Here is an 18384-nt window from a genome sequence, read left to right as displayed (position 1 = left end):
TTCTTCATGGGGTAAGGAGCGCCTGGGCGCCCCGCGTTACCAAATAGACTTCATATCCCATATTTCCATGGACTTCACCAATGACTTACCATCTCCCCAGAGCTCAAGCCCTAATGCATCCTTACGGCTGGGATAAACCCGGGTCGTCAGGCTTTTCAAACCGTTGGCATAGGCTTCGACCATGGAGCGGTCCAAATAGATATGCAGCTTCAGATTCTCACCTAACAATTCCAGCTTCCCTCCTTGAACCCCACTACACTTTTCACCTAGATGCAGTGTCGTTTTCGTACGGTCGACAAGGAACTTAGCTTCATTAAAATCATAATACAGCAACGTTTCCTCTTCTCCATCCGGTGTACACCGGACCTTGATTCCGAGTTGTGTGGCACTGCCTCGATCCAGTTCCAATTGAATCTCAAGCATGTCGCCTTGAACATCCCTCAACTGTACATTTACCTCAGCCAATGACGTGTCCCGGAGCGATAATCGTTTCCCACCGCGCAGCGACTCTAGCTCCTGAACCGGCTCGACTCCGAGCCGCCCATCCTCCCGCAAATAGACGTTTAGCGGCAAGCCGCCGTTATGAGCCCAGCCTGACTGGTATTCCAATTTAGAAGTACGATCACCCTGTGCAATCGTAAAGACGATATTTCGACCAGTCTTCGGATCAACCATGCCGCTCGGACCGGTAAAATGGAAATCACCGACATCTATCAATTGCGGTTCTTCTAGATCCGGGATAAATGAAAGATTGTCTTGATCCAGCTGCCCGATCCAATAGAATACCTCAACATCGGCACCCTTTCCTACAGGACTAACCAGCAGAAGATGCTTGTTTTCCCCCTTGTTGTCAGTGCCTAAGGGAAGAAGTACAGGCAACTCCCAAATGGGTCCAAGATAAGGGAACTTCTGAATATCCGCCTGATGGAAAGGCCCTTTGTATGTCCAATTCAGCATATCCTGCGAGGTAAATGCCAGCGCTGCCCCGCCTTCGCCTTCAATCCCTGACCCGACCAGGGCATACCAGCCGTTCTCATCCTTCCACACAAACGGGTCCCGAAAATCTCCGAATGCACCCATTCCCTTCTGCTGCACGATGAGCGGCACCGGGTGTTTAATCCACGTAATGAGATCCGGGTCTCCATCCTGCGGATAAGTGCTACGGGCAAGCGCGACGCTCTGATTCGGTGAAACACTATCATTGCCTGCCGTAAAGAACAGCACTGGCAGTCCCTCTGCATCATAGGTTGCACTTCCAGACCATATCCCGTCCGGTGCGAGCTGATCCTTCTCAGGTGCCAGCGCTACAGGAAGATCACGCCAATGCACCAGATCTTCACTCACCCAATGTCCCCAATGGATATGATGAAAGTACGGTCCTTGCGGATTGTGCTGATAGAACAAATGATACTGCCCTTCAAAATAAATTGGCGCATGAGGCTCGTTCATCCAATGTGCCGGCGGGCTGACATGATACTGCGGTCTGTGCCGATCCGTAAGCAGAGGTGTACGATCCAGCTTGATGTCGTCATATCTCAATTGCGGCCGGACGCCTCCATGTGCGGAATCCAACACTTCCTGATAAAAAGCTGCTACGTCCTCATTACTTAGGGCACGGTTATAAATCTTCAACTCATCCATGATCCCGCTGAACATATGAAGGCTGAACACTTCGGCAAGCCTGCTGCTGTGATTATTCCTGCCGATGAACAGATCCGTGTCCAACGCCTCAGCCAGGCGGGAACCGCGGGGCACCGCTGCCGATATGATTTCGGTGCCGTTCAGGAACAGCTTGATTTCACCCTCTTCTCCATCGAATACAGCGTTCACATAAGACCACTCATTCTTAGGAAGTTCATAGCCGTCCGGCGACCAGATTTCCTTCCATTCTCCTCCCTCAAGCCCGATTTGGAAGGACCAGGAGCCGTGACGGAACATGCCAAGCAGATATCCCTGCTTAGCCTTGTTATTGTAGCGGTTCACTATGGCAGCCAGTTTGCCTTCATGTCCCCACTCATAGGTGCGCGGGGCAACCCAAACCCCAATGCTGAGAGCCGATAGAAATTCCGGCTCTCCGTTACACTCTTCTCCGTGGACAGAATGAGCAATATATGTTGAGTAACCATCGAAGAGGAGACCACTTCCTGTTACCCCCTGTCTCCACAGCGGAGTACAAGGGTCGGTAAACTCTGCGTTGTTGAATACATAATGAATCTCATCTACCGTCTTAGTGACGCTCTCCATAGCGCTCGCTCCGGTCCCTTCATCAAAAGCCCAATGCATCATTAGTCCCCGGTTACCGACTTGGCTACTCATGCCTCATTCCTCCCTGAAGACTGCCCTGTGCTAACACTCGGAATCTGTATGGACTTCAGCGTATGGATTTGAAGCGAGTTCAGGACAACCTGTCCTGATTGTGTACTTATCTGAATATTCTCAATCGGAGCATCCGGGAAAATCTGATCGGTTAACACAACCAGACCATTAGCCGCATAAACTTCAACTGCATTGCGATCCAGCCAGATGTGCAGCTTAAGCTTACCGTTCGTAGCGGCCAGGCTGGCACCGTGACGGCTTGCGAACGCCGGGTGGAAATCAGTCAGACCACTTTCTGAACGGTCGGTAAACAGCCATTCCTTAGCAGGGTCATATCCGATAATAATTTCGCTCTGCTGTCCGCCAGATTGCAGATGGATACATATCTCGTCCCCGGATTTGATATCAATCTCTCCTTTAATTTCTAACAGATCACTATTCGTCTGCTGTATAAAAGGAGTCTTCGGCGTAACTGTGACATCGTTCCAGCTCATAGATTCATTACGCAGCTGCTCTATTTCCCGAACAGGCATTTGGCTCAGCACGACACTTCCGTTCTTACTAGTCAGGGACAAGGCGCGGGGCAAAGTCATTGCACCTCTCCAGGAGCCGGTAGGCGTCTCGTTGGCATATTTCCAGTTGCTCATCCATCCGATGATTACGCGGCGTCCATCCTGCTCCGGAATATCGGACCAGGTAACTCCCGCATAATTATCTCTTCCATAGTCTAGCCACAGTATATGATCCGCAGGATTGTCATTGATGAACGTCTTTCCATCGAACTCTCCAATAAAATATTGCGTACGCGATCCCTCTGGACAATTGGGATTATCTCCGATGCTGATGATCAGCACCCATTTTGAACGCCCGGTGTCATCCACCGGCAGTTGAAACAGATCAGGGCATTCCCAGACGCCATCATGTGACCCTTCATTTATACCAAATTCACCGGTCAGCGACCATTCACGCAAATTCTCGGATGCGTAGAACAGGGCATGATCTCCAGCGACAATCACCATAATCCACCGTTCACTTTGCGGATGCCAGAACACCTTAGGGTCCCGGAAGTCTATCAGTTCTTCCTCGATCAGCACCGGATTTCCGTCATACTTATGCCAGGTCTTGCCCTTATCGCTGCTGTAAGCCAGGCTCTGCCGCTGGCGCGGCTGCCCCGTGTCCGAATGGTTATCGGCATGCGTAAAGATCGCGACCAGTCCATCTGAATCTTCGAATAAGCCGCTGCTGTTATTCCAATCCACTACACAGCATCCCGAAAAGATCGCTCCATGCTCATCCGGGAATAGAGCAATAGGCGCGTGCTCCCATTGAATCAGGTCTTCACTGACAGCATGGCCCCAGTGCATTGGTCCCCATTTATTACCGTAAGGATGATGTTGATAGAATAGATGATAGCTTCCCTCATAATAGACTAATCCGTTGGGATCGTTTGCCCAGTTTGAGGGAGGTGTGAAATGAAACCCCGGTCTGAACCGCTCATCATTGAATTGTTTTCTGGACTCTATCATATCGTTAATCTCATCTGTCGTTGGCATGGACCCAAGAGCCCCCTTTCGTGTGGTTACCAGCGCTCCGGCGGCATTGGCAAAGGTCAGCATGTTGGTGATTTGCAGCTTGGTCAAATCCTGTAAAGAGCTTCCGCTTTCCAGAATCTTAAATAACATACTGCCCAGAAAAGCATCACCGGCTCCTGTTGTGTCAATGGTCTTGACCTTAAAGCCCGGTACATATCCCTCTTGACCAGCCAAACGGTAATAGCAGCCTTTTTCCGCTAGAGTGACGATAATGAGCATGATATCGAAGTTCTGCTGGAGCTCTTGTGAACCCTGTTCAACATCACTAGTTCCGGTTATAAAAGAAAGCTCTTCTTCTGAGATTTTCAGAATATTAGCATAATTCAGGCCCCAAAAAATATTCTGTCTGGCTTCTTCCTTGCTCTCCCATAAAGAAAACCGGATGTTAGGATCGAACGACAGTAGAACTCCTGCTTCCTTCGCCTTAAGAACTGCCGTCCTGGTAGCCGTGCGAGCAGGTTCATGGGTCATCGACAACGAACCAAAATACAGCGCCTGACATGCTTCAATCCGCGCCAGCGGAACATCCTGCGAGTGTAAGAAGGTATCCGCCCCCGGTTTCCGGAAGAAGCTGAAGGACCGGTCCCCCTGATCGTCCAGATGGACAAAGGCCAGCGTTGTACTCGCTTCATTGGTAACCGAAACTCCTGTTACATCTACCCCGCTGTTACGCAGAGCATTTTGCAGCAATAAACCGAATTGGTCTTCCCCAACTTTGCTGATCAGTGCTGATCTGGCCCCCAGGCGGGATAGCGCTGCGGCTACGTTAGCCGGAGCTCCCCCCGGATTGCATTCAAACTGATCATTCCCCCCAGTCGTCCTGCCTGCCGGTGTAAAGTCTATCAATACTTCCCCTATAGCGATGACATCAAGCACAGTTTCTCCCCACCTAACTTCTATTTATTTTTTCAGATTTTCATTATAGCGATCCAGCCCTTTTTGATAGATCTCCATCAGTTCATTCAGGCCCATCTTTTCCAGTGTTTTAATGTAGTTGTCCCACGCCTCATCTGCGCCGCCATCCACAATGAATTTTCCTCTTTGGGTATTTACATATTTAATCAGTTCCGGCTCAATCTTATTGATGGTGTCCAGTTCCTTCGGCTCAAAGAAGATGTTCGGATAGTTTTCTTTTTCCATATACGGATTGTAGTATTTCTCCAGGTCCTCAGCTCGCTGCTGAGCCCGGGGTTCCATATCTACCACTTTTCCGAAGTCATCGAAAGTAATGATACCGGGTGCACCTGATCCCGGAGCAACCTTCTGTCGGAATTCACCTGCTGAGGCTCCTTCAGGAAGCGGTAAATTCACCAGTTTTCCGTTTTCGTCCTTCTTGTACACGACATCCAGTGGTCCCCAGTGGATTTGAGCAGCCATGTAAGGTTCATACTGCTGGTCAATCCAACGCATGGTGATTTCTGGATTGCTGTTCTCTTTGGTAATGACAAAAGACCCGCGCCCCGGACCGCCGCCATTAGCGCGTCCAATCGTCTGCTCGCTATCCGCGCCTTTAAGCGGAGACAATAGCACATAATCCTTGGCACGTTCGGTTCCGACAACTTCTTCGGCTTCCCACCAGACATAAGATCCCAGCGTCTCATCTGTCGTTTTACCTTTGGCCAGATACTGTGCTGCATCCTGAGTGAAGGATTCCGGATCAATCAGGCCCTGCTTATACCATTTTTCATGGAAATAATTCAAAGCATCCTTATATTCAGGCTGAGTTGCGGTGAAAATGACTTTTCCATCGCGGACGACACGGTGTTCCAGATTATCCGGAAGACCAAAGGCCCCGAATAGTCCGGCAATATCCATGCACCACTGCATGTGCATAAAGCTTAACGGGATTTCATCCTGCTTGCCGTTGCCGTTCGGATCTTTTGTTTTGAAGGCAAGCAGCGCTTCCGTGTATTCATCCAGCGTTTCCGGTACTTTTAGGCCAAGCTTATCCAGCCAGCTTTTATTAATGACGTGAAAGAAAGGGTTGGTTCCAAGGTTGTTTTCTTCCCAGGACGGCAGACCGTAGATATGCCCATCCGGCGCTGTGATCGATGATTTGATATCAGGACGGCGCTCCAGAAGCGCTTTCAGGTTAGGCGCATATTGATCAATTAAATCCTCCAGCGGAATTAGCGTTCCATCTTCACCATAATTGATAAGCTCGTAATCAGTGAATCCGGCTGCATAGAAGGCATCCGGCAAATCGCCACTTGCGAGAAGCAGGTTTTTCTTTTCTGTATAATCGGTATCCGGAATGTTCTCCCAATTAATCTTCACGTTGGTTTCTTGCTCCAGCCGCTTGAAGATTTCCATCTCTGAGAACTCTGGTGCCAGGGCCGCCTTCGGGGCTACCATTCTTAACGACACTGGTTTGTTTACAACGGGAAGACCGGTTGCATTGAAATTGTCTTTCTGATTGGAATTTTCCGCCTGATTGTTTGTCCCGTTACCGTTACCCGAACATCCGCTCAGCGCAAACGCTCCTGCTAATACCAGAATCCCCGCATTTTTAAATAAAGAACTCATTTTCGATAACCTCCCTTTTGTTCATCCCGCCAGCTAATTACTCCTGTTTTGTTTTCATATATTGCTCTGTATACGCTGTGCATCCCCCCTTTCAAGTACCGCGTCAAAGTATTATCCTTTGATGGAGCCAATCATTACGCCTTTAACAAAGTACTTCTGAAGGAAAGGATACAAAATCAACAGCGGAAGACTGGATACCATAATGACCCCGTATTTGATCAGTTCCGTCACACGCATCTTGGCTGCATAGGATTCCACATCGATCATCATGCCGGAGTTGACCTGATTCTGGACAAGGATGTTGCGTAGCACTAATTGCAGCGGATACTTGCTCTCATCATTTAGGTAAATCAATGCATCGAAGAATCCGTTCCAGAAGCCGACCACATGGTATAACACCATTACCGCCAGGATGGACTTGGACAACGGCAGAACGATGCTCCAGAAGAATCTGGTGTTAGAACATCCGTCGATTGAAGCCGCTTCCCACATTTCGTCTGGTATGGATGACTGAAAAAAGGTTCTTACAATAATGACGTTAAAGACACCGCCTGCCCCGGGAATGACCAGCGCCCACATCGTATTCAGCAGGTGCAGATCTTTAATCAGCAGATAGGTGGGAATCAGCCCGCCGCTGAAAAACATGGTAACCAGCAAAAACCACATAATCAAAGACTTCCCGGCCAGATCCTTCCGGGCTAACGGATAGGCTGCAAATACTGTCACGGCTACTCCAATTAATGTTCCCAGCGTTGCATAAAGAATGGAGTTGCCATATCCGATCCAAATGGAGGAGTCACTGAATATCCGTTCATAACCGTCCAGCGTGAAGCCTTTCGGGAATAGCCAGACCTCACCGGAGTAAATGTAATTGGGGTCACTGAATGAGGCAACCAGTACAAAATACAACGGGTACAATACTAGCAGCATAATAATGGTCAACAGAATGTAATTGATGATGTCAAACCATACATCCCCTCTGCTCTTTCGCTTCAATAATTGATTCATAATCGTCTCCTCCTTACCACAGACTGGTCTCTGTCATCTTTTTAGCGATCCGGTTAACGGTGAAGATCAAGATAATATTAATAAGGGAGTTGAACAGGCCGACTGCCGTAGAAAAGCTGTATTGGGCTTTCTGAATCCCCATCTCATATACATAGGTAGGGATAATATTGGAGGTGGCGTAGTTTAGATCACTCTGCATCAAAAAAGCCTTTTCAAAACCGATACTCATAATGTTGCCGAGTGCGAGAATCAGCAAGATAACGATCGTCGGCAGTATGCTGGGAATATCTACATACCAGACACGCTTCCATTTGCTCGCCCCATCCATAATGGCCGCTTCATGCAGCTCGGGATTGACTCCCGCAAGTGCAGCAAGATAGATAATCGTGGCGAAGCCTGTTTCCTGCCAGATTCCTGATAAGATATACAAGGGACGGAACCAACCCTCATCAGCCATGAAGAGAATAGGCTGTCCGCCAAACGAGGTAATAATATGATTCACGATTCCGCTGTTTGGAGATAAAAAAACATTAAGCATGCCAACGAGTACTACGGTAGAGATAAAGTGCGGCGCATAAATCACAGTCTGTACAAATTTCTTATAGGACTTGCCCAGCATCTGATTCAGCATAATTGCGATGATGATTGGAGCCGGGAATCCAAATAACAGCGAAAGAAAACTGAGTGAGAGCGTGTTTGTGATGATTGTCCAGAAGTTATAGGAATTAAAGAAATCTACAAAGTGCTGAAATCCTACCCATTCACTTCCCCAGATCCCCTGGCTGGGTGAGAAATCCTTAAATGCAATTTGCACCCCATACATCGGATAGTACTTAAATACGAGGTAAAGAATAATGATTGGCAGTAAAAACAGGTACAGTTCGTAGTCGCGTTTGAACCTGCTCCATGGTTTACGTTTTGGTTTGATCATGGAATGATTCGCCCTGTTAGTTGTTGAATTCACGCGTATTCTCCCTTTCGTGTACAATTAATTACTTTTGAAACGTTTCCAATTTGAATTTAGAAAAAAACATTGGATAGATCTTTATCAAGAATCACCCGGATGTGCACATGTTTTCCAAAACTTTTTATAAGAACTGATCTATCTTAATTATTTTTGAAACGTTTCCAATTTAGAGTGAAAAACATCAGTTAGTAACGTGCTTCCACAGAATGAGCTGAAGTTTTTCGATTAAAGGGGATCATGTAGTTTCACCTTGTTTGAATTTAACGGGGATACGATAAACTTGTTTATCTAAAGGAATGCCATCAATCTTGTTATAGAGCAGTCTAATTGTCATGCGTGCCATCTCTTCCACCGGTTGCCTGATTGTTGATAGAATAGGATGAAAATAAGGATTATCCTGAATACCATCATAACCGACGACCTTCACATCTTCTGGTATACGAATGCCCTTCCTGCGTGCTTTGTCAATATAGCTGGCAGCGAGCATATCGGTAATGGCAAAGATACCATCTACATCGCCATGTTCGTTGAGGAACTCGTTAATATAGGCATTGTCATCTACTATTGGATCCGGCTTCTCGTAGATCACATAATCGATGCCTAAAGCCTCCGCTTCATGAATAAATCCTTGCCTGCGGTTCATGGTTTCGCTGAAAACGGAAGTGACACTCCCCATAAAAGCCGGTTTCCTGGCTCCTGCTTTCACCAGCTCTCTTAAAGCAAGACGTCCTCCCTCAAAATTATCTGAGGTCACACAGGTAATCTTCTTGTTAAAGTGCCTGTCGATGCTTACAATCGGAATGTCGTTGCTTACATTATTCTCGATATCGTTGTAAGTTATGCCAACAATACCAGCCACTTTGTTCTGCCGGAGCATTTCCAGATAATATAGCTCCTTTTCAGGCTTGCCTCCACTATTACATAACATAAGCTTAAAGCCTTCCCGGTCCAACTCATCCTCAATGTAATAAGCCAATTCAGAAAAGAATGGATTCCAGATACTTGGAAGTAGTAGAGCCACCATCTTAGATTTCTGCATCTTGAAATTCCTGGCCACTTCATTAGGGAAGTAATTCAGTTCTTGTATAGCTTCCTCCACTTTTTTGCGTGTCTTGGGTTTTACAGCGCCAGAGTTGTTAATGACTCTGGACACGGTTCCTACAGCAACGCCTGCTAAGTTTGCAACATCTTTAATACTTGTCATTTAACACCCCCGACCTCTCTATGGAAATTATAATATCACCAAAATGGAAACGTTTCAATATTTATTTTGGAAACGTTTCAACTTTTCTTCTGCTTGTAACAAAGATCTGTTTTTACTGCTATGGATGTTCTAAGGTATAGCCTGCAAAAATCAGATCAGAAAATTAGATGAACATAAAATCGGCAATAGTACCATATTCTTGTCCATTATCGGCAATGGGAGCAAGTTCTTGTCCTGAGCAAAGGACAAGAACTTGCTCCCTTAAAACAGAAAACCCGCGCTTGGCGCAGGCTCTAATGGGACTATGTTGTTGTCCACCGACATACAATGACAAAAAGTTACCTACATAAATATAGATGTCATCCTCCCTATAATGATAACAAAAAATCTATCTTCAAAAAAATTCTTCAATTAAAAATACTATATCTATTAGGTAATAGCCTATGGATTTTTTATGTTGTTCTAATTCAGTCAATTTATATTCGAGATACAAGTTCGAGTTAATCCGATATTTAGGCATTTTAAATATAGCTTCATCTTTGACCGCCACATATTCAGCGAAAACTCCTATTTTATTCACCGGCAACCTCGTATAAACTCGGTTACCAACCTGAAAATTAACAACATCTTTACCACATGCTTCTATAACACCAGATAGTTCATTACCTAATGTTAATGGGAAATCATAATCAGTAATCATTCGGATACTGCCATTTAAAATTAATGAGTACCTCACGATTATCGATTTCCGGTATCTTAACATTGTTTATTTCCAAATGAATTTCTTTTGAGTATTGTATTTGAGCAGCTCTCATGTTCTGCCAGCTTCCTCTCCATTTGAAAATTTTATGGCGTACAATTTTCAGTTGTACGCCAGTTGTGATTCCACATATTCTTATTGATGTTGAGTTTTTAATTCTTCCATTCTAGGGTAGTCTGTATAACCTGAGCTTCCGTTACCAGAGTATAATGTTTTAGGATCAACTTCATTTAAAGGTGTTCCTTTTTTTAGTCGTTCCACAAAATCCGGATTAGCTAAAGACCAGATACCGACTGGTACGACATCAGCAGTACCACTATCAATATCTACACTAATATCTTCAAGTGCCCGCCCTACTCGATTGACCAATAATGGATTTGTCCAAATTGAACGAATTTCATGGAGCAGTATTTCATTCCCTAAATGCATCACATGGAGGTATGCTAAATTATAATTAGCTAATTCTTTTACAAGATGGCGATAAACCTCTGGTCCTTGTGCGCCTTCAACAATCCCACCAAGAGGTGTTCCTGGTGAAATACGGAAACCGGTTCTTTCTGCTCCAATTTCTTCAACGACTGCTCTTGTTACTTCAATTGCAAACCGAGCACGGTTCTCCACAGATCCACCGTATTTATCGATTCGTTTATTAGAATTTTCACTAATAAATTGATTAATTAGATAACCGTTGGCTCCATGAATTTCAACCCCATCAGCACCTGCTTTAATAGCTGCTGCAGCTGCTCTTCGGAAGTCTGCAATAGTATTTTGAATATCTTCTTCACTTAGCTCTCGTGGGACGGGTATTTCCTGCATTCCTTTAGCAGTAAACATTTCTACACCAGGTGCGATCGCAGAAGGTGCAACTGCTTGTCGATGATGCGGAGTATTGTCGGGGTGCGATATACGGCCCACATGCATTAATTGTATATACATAAAGCCACCTGCTTCATGCAACGCATCCGTAACCTTTTTCCAACCTTCTATTTGCTTTTCAGTATAGATGCCAGGTGAATTTAAATAACCTTGACCATCATCAGATGGTTGTGTACCTTCACTAATAATTAATCCCATTGATGCTCTCTGAGCATAGTAAAGAGAGCTTAGTTCTCCAGGTGTGCCGTCCTTCTGTGCTCTACTACGTGTCTTAGGTGCCATTGCTAAACGATGAGGTAATTCCATATTTCCAATTTTCGTATTACTCCACAATTTGTTCATTTATTATTCCCCTTTATGAATTAAATTAGAAATGAAATTGTTATTAAGAAAGATGAGGGTACAGTGCAGGAACGCCACCTGCAAGTCCACCTTGTATCATTCGGCTGTTATCATCAGCAATAATTTCAAAGCTGCCAGATTCTATGCCATTAATAGCTATTTTTGCGATATCTGCAGGGCTTGCTTTGGGGACTTCTAAGCTGGTTGTCATGTCTGTATCCATAAAGCCCACATGTAATCCTGATACTCTTATATTATGAGGATATAGATTTAAACGTAAATCGTTCGTCAATGCCCACTCTGCAGCCTTTGCAGCTGAATAAGCACCTACAGTTCCTGAACTAAACCAAGATAATGCGGAAAGAACATTTAAAATAGATCCTCCCCCATTTTTTTCAATTATTGGTGCAAAAGCACGAACCATGGACAGCGTACCGAAGAAATGCGTATCAAACTCCAAATGTATTTTTTCTACCTCATCGTCCAGCAAAGTGGCGCCAGTAGCTGAGCCTGCATTGTTGATTAAAAGCGTCACGTCCTTAGCGAGGATAACAGCTGCTTCAACTTCTTGAGTGTTGGTAATATCAAGCTTTACTGGTATAACGCCTGGAATGTTAATGGTTTCCGGATTTCTTGCACCACCATAAACCTTAGCCCCTCTGGATAAAAGCTCCAGCGTGAGATGGCGGCCAAAACCTCGATTTGCTCCAGTGACAAATGCTACTTGTTCAGAAATTATCATTTTTGTTACTCCTTTTATTCATCGTTTATTCACTATATGGGAATGATCATTCTAAAAAACATATAAGAAGGATCGTTTAAAGAGATCTTTAAACGAGACAAGACTCAGTTATGAGAACAATCATTCTAGAATATGCATAAGCAATTATATTTAAATAATAATTACTTATATAAAAGTTTAATTGATAAATCGGCTATTCGATGTAATTTTTCTTTAGGCACTGAGGTCCTAGTCATTACCCTTAATCCCACAAAAACAGAATGCAGATGTTCCGCTAGATCGTCGGCATTGAAATCCAAGCTAAATTCTTCATCCTGCTGGCCCCACAGAATAATATCTTTGAGCAGCTTCTCTGATAATGTGAACGATTCAATGGACTTCAAATCCACATTGGCATCGCGCATTGCTAATTCCACCGCTGAATTCACCATCAAACAGCCTGAGGGCGAATCTTCTTCACCATTTATTATGAAACTAAAGATAAGCTGAAGTGCCTCAGTTGCAGTCTTGGAACGTTTAACTTCTCTTGAAAGCTCAGCATTCACTTTATCGCGAAAACGGTCCATGGCTTTCAAAAACAGCGTATGCTTGTCGCCAAATGTGTCATATAAACTTCTTCGATGAACTCCCATATGCTCTACAAGATCTGTCAAAGATGTCTTCTCGTAACCCTGTTCCCAAAAAAGCTTCATCGCCTTATCTAATACTTCGTTCTCTTCGAATTCTTTGCTTCTTGCCATTCGATTCCCTCCCTAATAGTAAATGTAACATATTGAGAACGATCGGTAAAGAATAGATTTTCTAATCACTGTTGACGATGTGCTCTCTTAGCTTTCTTCTTCACTCCTTCCGACTGGTCTGTGGTGACTTACCTCCGAACGGATCCCTTCCCCATCATAGCGCGACTATGTAGGTAACTTTAAGTCAATAAACCACAATGTAGATACATTTGTGCATTTTTTTTGACACAAATGTACCTACATAAAAAAAAGAAAAGCCTGATTTAACAAGCTTTTGTCGAGTAGCTTATGTTGGCACTTTTGTGTCTTTGGACAGTTCGTTATATACATGTCGGTGGACAAGAAGATTGTCTACTTCGGCTACGGTACTTAAAAGGGTAAAGTTAACGGGTGGCCGTTAGCTTAATAAAAAGACAGCCGATCATCTAGACGGCTGCGATCGTGTATGGATTGATCGTTCCCCATAAGCGTAATGATGTTGCTTCAGTCAAAAATAACTGCAATCTTATTAACCTGCTCCGTAATTTATAGCGAGGTTACGAACTTCACCTCCGGAAAGCGGCTATCTGGTCCTTTCATTAAGATTCCGTCTTGATTTTTCAGATACATATCGAAGAAATTCAGCATATAGGTATTGGTAACAGAGTCCGCTCTATCGGGCTCAATCTTTCCTGTAATGCCCAGCATTTTGAAAATCGGAGAAATGAACTGTACGTCGGTAAAATTCAAATGCTCCGTATTTTCGATATAGAGGACTTGTCCCCCTTCGTCGACCGCTTTGCGCATCCGTTCAAGCTCCAACTTTTTATCTTCCGTTACTTGATCCTCCCACTCTCTGGTTGAGCCCATACGGTTAATTTCTGCATCCGTGTAGACCCGGTTATCCATCACCATTTTTAATTTTTCGAAATAGCTTTCCGAGTTGAGGAACAAAAACGGCTTTCGCAGTCCCTCTCTTTCACGCAGACGATAAAGCCCTCCATCCAGATCTATGCCAACCGCGATTCGCGGATCGTAAGAAGCGTCATAAGCCGTTGCTCCGCCGATAGAATGACCGAACACCCCGACATGGTCGAGATCAATCCAGCCTTTTAGATGACTTGGAATCTGCCCCGATTGGATAAGCTCGAATTGGTCCAGCACAAACACCACATCTTCGGTTAAAACTTTCCCTAACTTGTCGCGATTTCTGCTTTCCGTCCGATAATTATGGTCAGGCGAGAATAAGTCGTTGGTTGTGCTGGTCGTGATTCGACCGTCCGGAAACTCGGTTGCAAATGTGTTGTAGGTGTGGTCGATCATTGCCACGATATATCCGTGACTCGCGAGATATTCGGCTTGCGAAGTGTGGAGGAATCTAGAAGAGCCGTTGCCGGGATTCCCAAGGATCAGTGGGTATGAAGTCTGTGCCGTAGAGATTTCCGCCTCCAAATATGCATAACTGGATACGTACTTCAGGTGTTGAAAAGTAAACCCGGGAAGACCATAGTTTGCGGCCATATAACTTAAAATCCGCGTATCGGGAATAAAAGCAGTTCGCTTGCCACTACCAGCTTGAGTCGGATACCATACCTGAACCATCAATTCTCTTTTACCCTCTCTTGCTTTATCAAAAATCTCTTCTCTATTGGTATCCACAAAATGAAACGTTTGCGTTCCTACCTTAAATTCCCCTGTCAGTTCAGGGAGTTTAAATACAGGAAAAGCATACATGAGAACAGCTGTTCCGACCAGCATGATCGCTATAGCGGTATAAGCTGAACCCAACAGGAATCGAGGAATTTTTTGGAAACTGCTTTTTTTAAAATAACTATAACCTGAAATGGCTAAAAAAATGACCGTTATGCAATATGGGAAAAACAGCTGAACTCTGTATCCTTCTACCGTCCAATGAATGACCAGCAAAACTGCGGCGATCCCGCTTGCAACGAATACTGGAATAATACGCTGACCTTTTTTTAATACAACTGTTAATACAAATAAACTGATGTTTGACAAATATAGCAATAATTCAAACAATCTCATCTCAAGTCTCCTTTAAAAAAAATTCATTTTCATTTGTTCCAATCATTCCTGCCTAGCTAGCCTAACCCCCCTCCTTTTGCTGCTTCAGTATAAAGACGGTTTCTGAATCCAAAATGTATCAGTTTCGTTTCTGTAAACTGCTTATTAGCTTAATAAAAAGGCAACCGATCATTTGACCGGCTGCCTTCTTATTTTGATTGAGCTATCGTTTCCCATTATCTTAGCTTAATGGGTCACATTCGTAGTCTTAATGCAACCTACCACTTATTCCATTAATCTTCCTTTACTTCATTATCATTCGGAATTAATTCATACAAGGCACGAACATCACAACCGATGGAATCGGCGATCGATATGGCAATTTTGAGTGGCATCACTCTTTTGTTTTCAATAAAGTCGTAAACTCGTTCCGGTTTAAAAAGCAAGTCTTTTGCCAGCCATTCCGCTGACTTCCCGGATTCCATCAATCGTTCATTCAGTAAGCAACGTCCTAGTTCAAATTTCAAGAAGTGATGACCTCCCGCATAAGATAATACTTAACCTTAAGCGTTGTCCATTGCCAGCATGAATATACTTCATAAAGGGTCCTATAACGATGAAGTTCCCCATGTTTCCTGTTAGTTCAATCTGAGGTTTTCCTATTTTCAGCCCAATTTTCCTGTTCACAATTGAGATTAATGATGCATAATAGCACTGTGTAGAAAATCTGCTAAATCCTCCTTGCTATATTGATTAATGATGTTCATATCTCTCACTCCGTGCATATATAAGCAATAACGCCCCATCTCGTGGTCTATAACATCGTCCACCTTAAGAGTAAGTTAGGTCAGTTTTTATGGAGTATATTGTGTAAACAAGCTTATGCGCGCTTTTTTATTGTTATAGAACATATGGATTTGGTTTGAATGACAGACTCATTCTTTAATATAGGGCGTAAACCCTCTTGAATATAGGTTCTCCACTAACTTGAAAAATTCTTCTGACGATAAATCCTTTTGACGGTGGAGCCAAAGACGAAACAAAGAAAGAGCAGTTGTCAGGTAAAACTCAATGAAGTATGGCGTTAGTGATTGGTTTTGCGGAACGTTTAATTCTAATTGATTCAAAGCGATTTCTTTTTTTAAGCGTTTTAAAAAACGGACACTTCCATAATCACCCAAAAGGGCATTAAGAACCAGGAGATGTTCTTTTTTATCCAGACAATAGAGCGTGTCTTGAACCGTATCCAACGATAGCTCTTTATTTGCCAATTCTTTTTTCATTTCATTCAATAGGTCATTTTCAACAGAGTCTAACAATTCGTAAATGTCAGTAAAGTATTGATAAAAGGTGCTGCGGTTATATCCTGACTTATTCGAAATTTCCTGAATCGAAATTTTCTCAATCGGCTTTTGGCTATATAACTCACAAAAAACTTCTACAAACTTTTGTTTTGTTTTCTCCGTTATTTGGGGTTGCTTTTTCATGTTTCCCTCCTACTGGTGAATAAGAATACCATCCGACAAATCATAAAAAACTGATGGTTGATCAAGGAATAATGAAGATTTATAATCACATCATACAACACGTTGTCGGATAATCCAAAGGGAATATTAATAAGTAGGGGTGGTTTATATGTCAGCAAAACAAGATAGAATTTTAATTTTTGGTGCAGGTGTCATCGGGAGCATGTACGCAATTAAGCTTATTGAAGCAGGGTTTGACGTTAGCCTGTTTGCACATTCGAATAGATATAAATCATTAAGAGAAAATGGCCTGCAGTATATAGAAAAAGGTACAGTTAGATCGATACAAGTGAATGTCATGGATACGCTCGAAAATGACGATGTATACGATTTTATTTTCGTTACCGTTCGTTATGATCGGTCCGAAGCAGCGTTGTTAGCGCTAAAAGATAATCAAAGCAAAAATATAGTTACGATGACTAGTAATTCAAATGGATTTTCTTCGTGGCTGGATATCGTAGGGGATAGACTTTTACCAGCTTTTCCCGGCTTCGGCGGACAGATTAAAGATGGAGTATTGCATGCTCGATTTCTACCAAAGTTTATAGCGGCAACTGCATTTGGAGAAATTAATGGTGTAGCGACAGAACGCATAGAAAACCTCGCAAAACTATTTAAAACAGCAAAGCTTCCCTACGTTATTAAAAAGGATATGCAAGCGTATCTAATCACACATTCCGTATCAGATATTGCCATGTTGAGTTTTTTGCATTCTGAGAATAAGATTATTGACAAAAAAACAGCCAGAACCAGAAAGACGGCACGCAAAATAACAGTCACTTTAAAAGCGTATCTTAGGGAAATACAAAAAGCGGGCGTTTTAATTGATCCTCCAATACTTAAAATGGTGCTTAAATTTCCAAACTTACTTTTGGATCTCTTCTTTATGACATGGCTACGAACTAAGATGGTTAGGGATATGATGTTGCCGGATTATGCGAATAATGCTAACAATGAGATTGTACAGCTGAGTAATGATTTAATGAAATTTTTAAGTCAACATGATATCAAATCGGAAATACATGTTCCGTAATTTTTTGTTAAAATAGTATGTTTTTTTTAATTTATTTTCATTAAATCCTTCAATCAGGCATTAATCTGAGTATGAAAATCTAAATATATAGTTTTTTCGTAGCATCCTTGAATAAACTACCGGGAAATGATAATTGAACAGCGGCAGTCCAAGACTTTATTTATCAAGTCTTGGACTGTCGCTGCTTTATTATCCGGGACAGTCGGCTGATAAACGCATTTCAGTATTCAAAGTTTTACTCACACCTGGGGTGATTCCTATCTTGGTTGTGGTTCTTGCCTGGATGCTGGCTCATAATATTTTGTATACCTATATCTCTCCTTTCCTGGATGATATGGGGCTTGAACCCTATCTCGGACAGGTTCTGCTTGTTTTTGGAATTATGGCACTGGTGGGAATCTGGGTGATTGGGATTTGCTCTGATATCTCTTGTACTAGGACTTTGGAGTGAGCATGGTACTATTATCTTCATTTCTGTTGCGCTGTGGGGGCTGACATTCGGTGGTGCGGCAACATTGTTGCAGACAGCACTTGCTCAGGCTGATGGGAAGCAAGGTGTGGATATCGTGATGCCTATCAATACAACGGTTTGGAATCTGGCTATCGCCGGCGCCGGGATGTTGGGAGGAGTCCTTCTGAATCAATGGGGCACCACCTCCTTTCCTTGGGCACTTCTGCTTCTCTTGCTTCTTGCTCTGTCTCCTTTCTTTTATAAAAATTTCACCCTATTTTGATAAAGCTCAGTGTA

General features: G+C 43.5%; 15 protein-coding genes and 1 pseudogene. 3 read left to right on the top strand and 13 right to left on the bottom strand.

Annotated elements, in window-relative coordinates; translation table 11 throughout:
* Positions 1-36 precede the first annotated feature (36 nt).
* The 13 genes and pseudogenes from MHB37_RS17025 to MHB37_RS16965 all read right to left on the bottom strand — a co-directional run bounded on the left by MHB37_RS17025 (position 37) and on the right by MHB37_RS16965 (position 16564).
* The gene (locus MHB37_RS17025) at positions 37-2316 is read right to left on the bottom strand and encodes a GH32 C-terminal domain-containing protein (RefSeq protein ID WP_405168286.1); all 2280 of its coding nucleotides are present in this window, start codon (positions 2314-2316) and stop codon (positions 37-39) included.
* Positions 2313-4784, bottom strand: a complete 2472-nt coding sequence (locus tag MHB37_RS17020) for a PfkB family carbohydrate kinase (protein WP_405168285.1) — start codon at positions 4782-4784, stop codon at positions 2313-2315. The genes MHB37_RS17025 and MHB37_RS17020 overlap by 4 nt, the downstream gene beginning before the upstream one ends.
* A gap of 24 nt (positions 4785-4808) precedes the next feature.
* Complete coding sequence (locus tag MHB37_RS17015; RefSeq protein WP_340393698.1) at positions 4809-6434, bottom strand: ABC transporter substrate-binding protein; 1626 nt, start codon at positions 6432-6434, stop codon at positions 4809-4811.
* Between the two features lie 111 nt (positions 6435-6545).
* Positions 6546-7442 carry a carbohydrate ABC transporter permease gene (locus MHB37_RS17010; RefSeq protein WP_076302989.1) on the bottom strand — a complete coding sequence of 299 codons (897 nt, stop codon included), beginning with the start codon at positions 7440-7442 and terminating at the stop codon, positions 6546-6548.
* 13 nt (positions 7443-7455) lie between these two features.
* On the bottom strand, positions 7456-8373 hold the full coding sequence (locus tag MHB37_RS17005; RefSeq protein WP_175617341.1) for a sugar ABC transporter permease: 918 nt from the start codon (positions 8371-8373) through the stop codon (positions 7456-7458).
* Positions 8374-8644: 271 nt separating this feature from the next.
* Entirely contained in the window at positions 8645-9613 is a 969-nt protein-coding gene (locus tag MHB37_RS17000; protein WP_076184863.1) for a LacI family DNA-binding transcriptional regulator, read from the bottom strand.
* Between the two features lie 511 nt (positions 9614-10124).
* A pseudogene (locus tag MHB37_RS16995) lies at positions 10125-10428 on the bottom strand (alcohol dehydrogenase catalytic domain-containing protein); the annotation flags it as partial.
* A gap of 80 nt (positions 10429-10508) precedes the next feature.
* The gene (locus tag MHB37_RS16990) at positions 10509-11591 is read right to left on the bottom strand and encodes an alkene reductase (RefSeq protein WP_405168284.1); all 1083 of its coding nucleotides are present in this window, start codon (positions 11589-11591) and stop codon (positions 10509-10511) included.
* A 43-nt stretch (positions 11592-11634) separates the two neighbouring features.
* Entirely contained in the window at positions 11635-12333 is a 699-nt protein-coding gene (locus MHB37_RS16985; RefSeq protein WP_076133019.1) for an SDR family oxidoreductase, read from the bottom strand.
* Positions 12334-12494: 161 nt separating this feature from the next.
* Entirely contained in the window at positions 12495-13073 is a 579-nt protein-coding gene (locus MHB37_RS16980; RefSeq protein ID WP_076133021.1) for a TetR/AcrR family transcriptional regulator, read from the bottom strand.
* 525 nt (positions 13074-13598) lie between these two features.
* Entirely contained in the window at positions 13599-15098 is a 1500-nt protein-coding gene (locus MHB37_RS16975) for an alpha/beta hydrolase family protein (RefSeq protein WP_405168283.1), read from the bottom strand.
* Positions 15099-15370: 272 nt separating this feature from the next.
* A complete protein-coding gene (locus MHB37_RS16970) occupies positions 15371-15604 on the bottom strand; it encodes an XRE family transcriptional regulator (protein ID WP_342409707.1) in 234 nt (77 codons plus the stop codon).
* Positions 15605-16012: 408 nt separating this feature from the next.
* Complete coding sequence (locus tag MHB37_RS16965; RefSeq protein ID WP_341164795.1) at positions 16013-16564, bottom strand: TetR/AcrR family transcriptional regulator; 552 nt, start codon at positions 16562-16564, stop codon at positions 16013-16015.
* 148 nt (positions 16565-16712) lie between these two features.
* Here MHB37_RS16965 and MHB37_RS16960 point away from each other — a divergent pair, with 148 nt between their 5' ends.
* The 3 genes from MHB37_RS16960 (at position 16713) to MHB37_RS16950 (ending at position 18370) form a co-directional block, all read left to right on the top strand.
* Complete coding sequence (locus MHB37_RS16960; protein WP_341164796.1) at positions 16713-17636, top strand: 2-dehydropantoate 2-reductase N-terminal domain-containing protein; 924 nt, start codon at positions 16713-16715, stop codon at positions 17634-17636.
* Positions 17637-17769: 133 nt separating this feature from the next.
* A complete protein-coding gene (locus MHB37_RS16955; protein ID WP_405168282.1) occupies positions 17770-18087 on the top strand; it encodes a hypothetical protein in 318 nt (105 codons plus the stop codon).
* Entirely contained in the window at positions 18044-18370 is a 327-nt protein-coding gene (locus MHB37_RS16950) for an MFS transporter (RefSeq protein ID WP_076184869.1), read from the top strand. The genes MHB37_RS16955 and MHB37_RS16950 overlap by 44 nt, the downstream gene beginning before the upstream one ends.
* Positions 18371-18384: the final 14 nt, after the last annotated feature.

Origin of the sequence: Paenibacillus sp. FSL H3-0286, from assembly GCF_045040705.1 — a bacterium.
Classification (GTDB): domain Bacteria; phylum Bacillota; class Bacilli; order Paenibacillales; family Paenibacillaceae; genus Paenibacillus_AQ; species Paenibacillus_AQ odorifer.
Note: the sequence above shows the minus strand (reverse complement) of the source record. Positions and strands in the feature narration are given on the sequence as shown.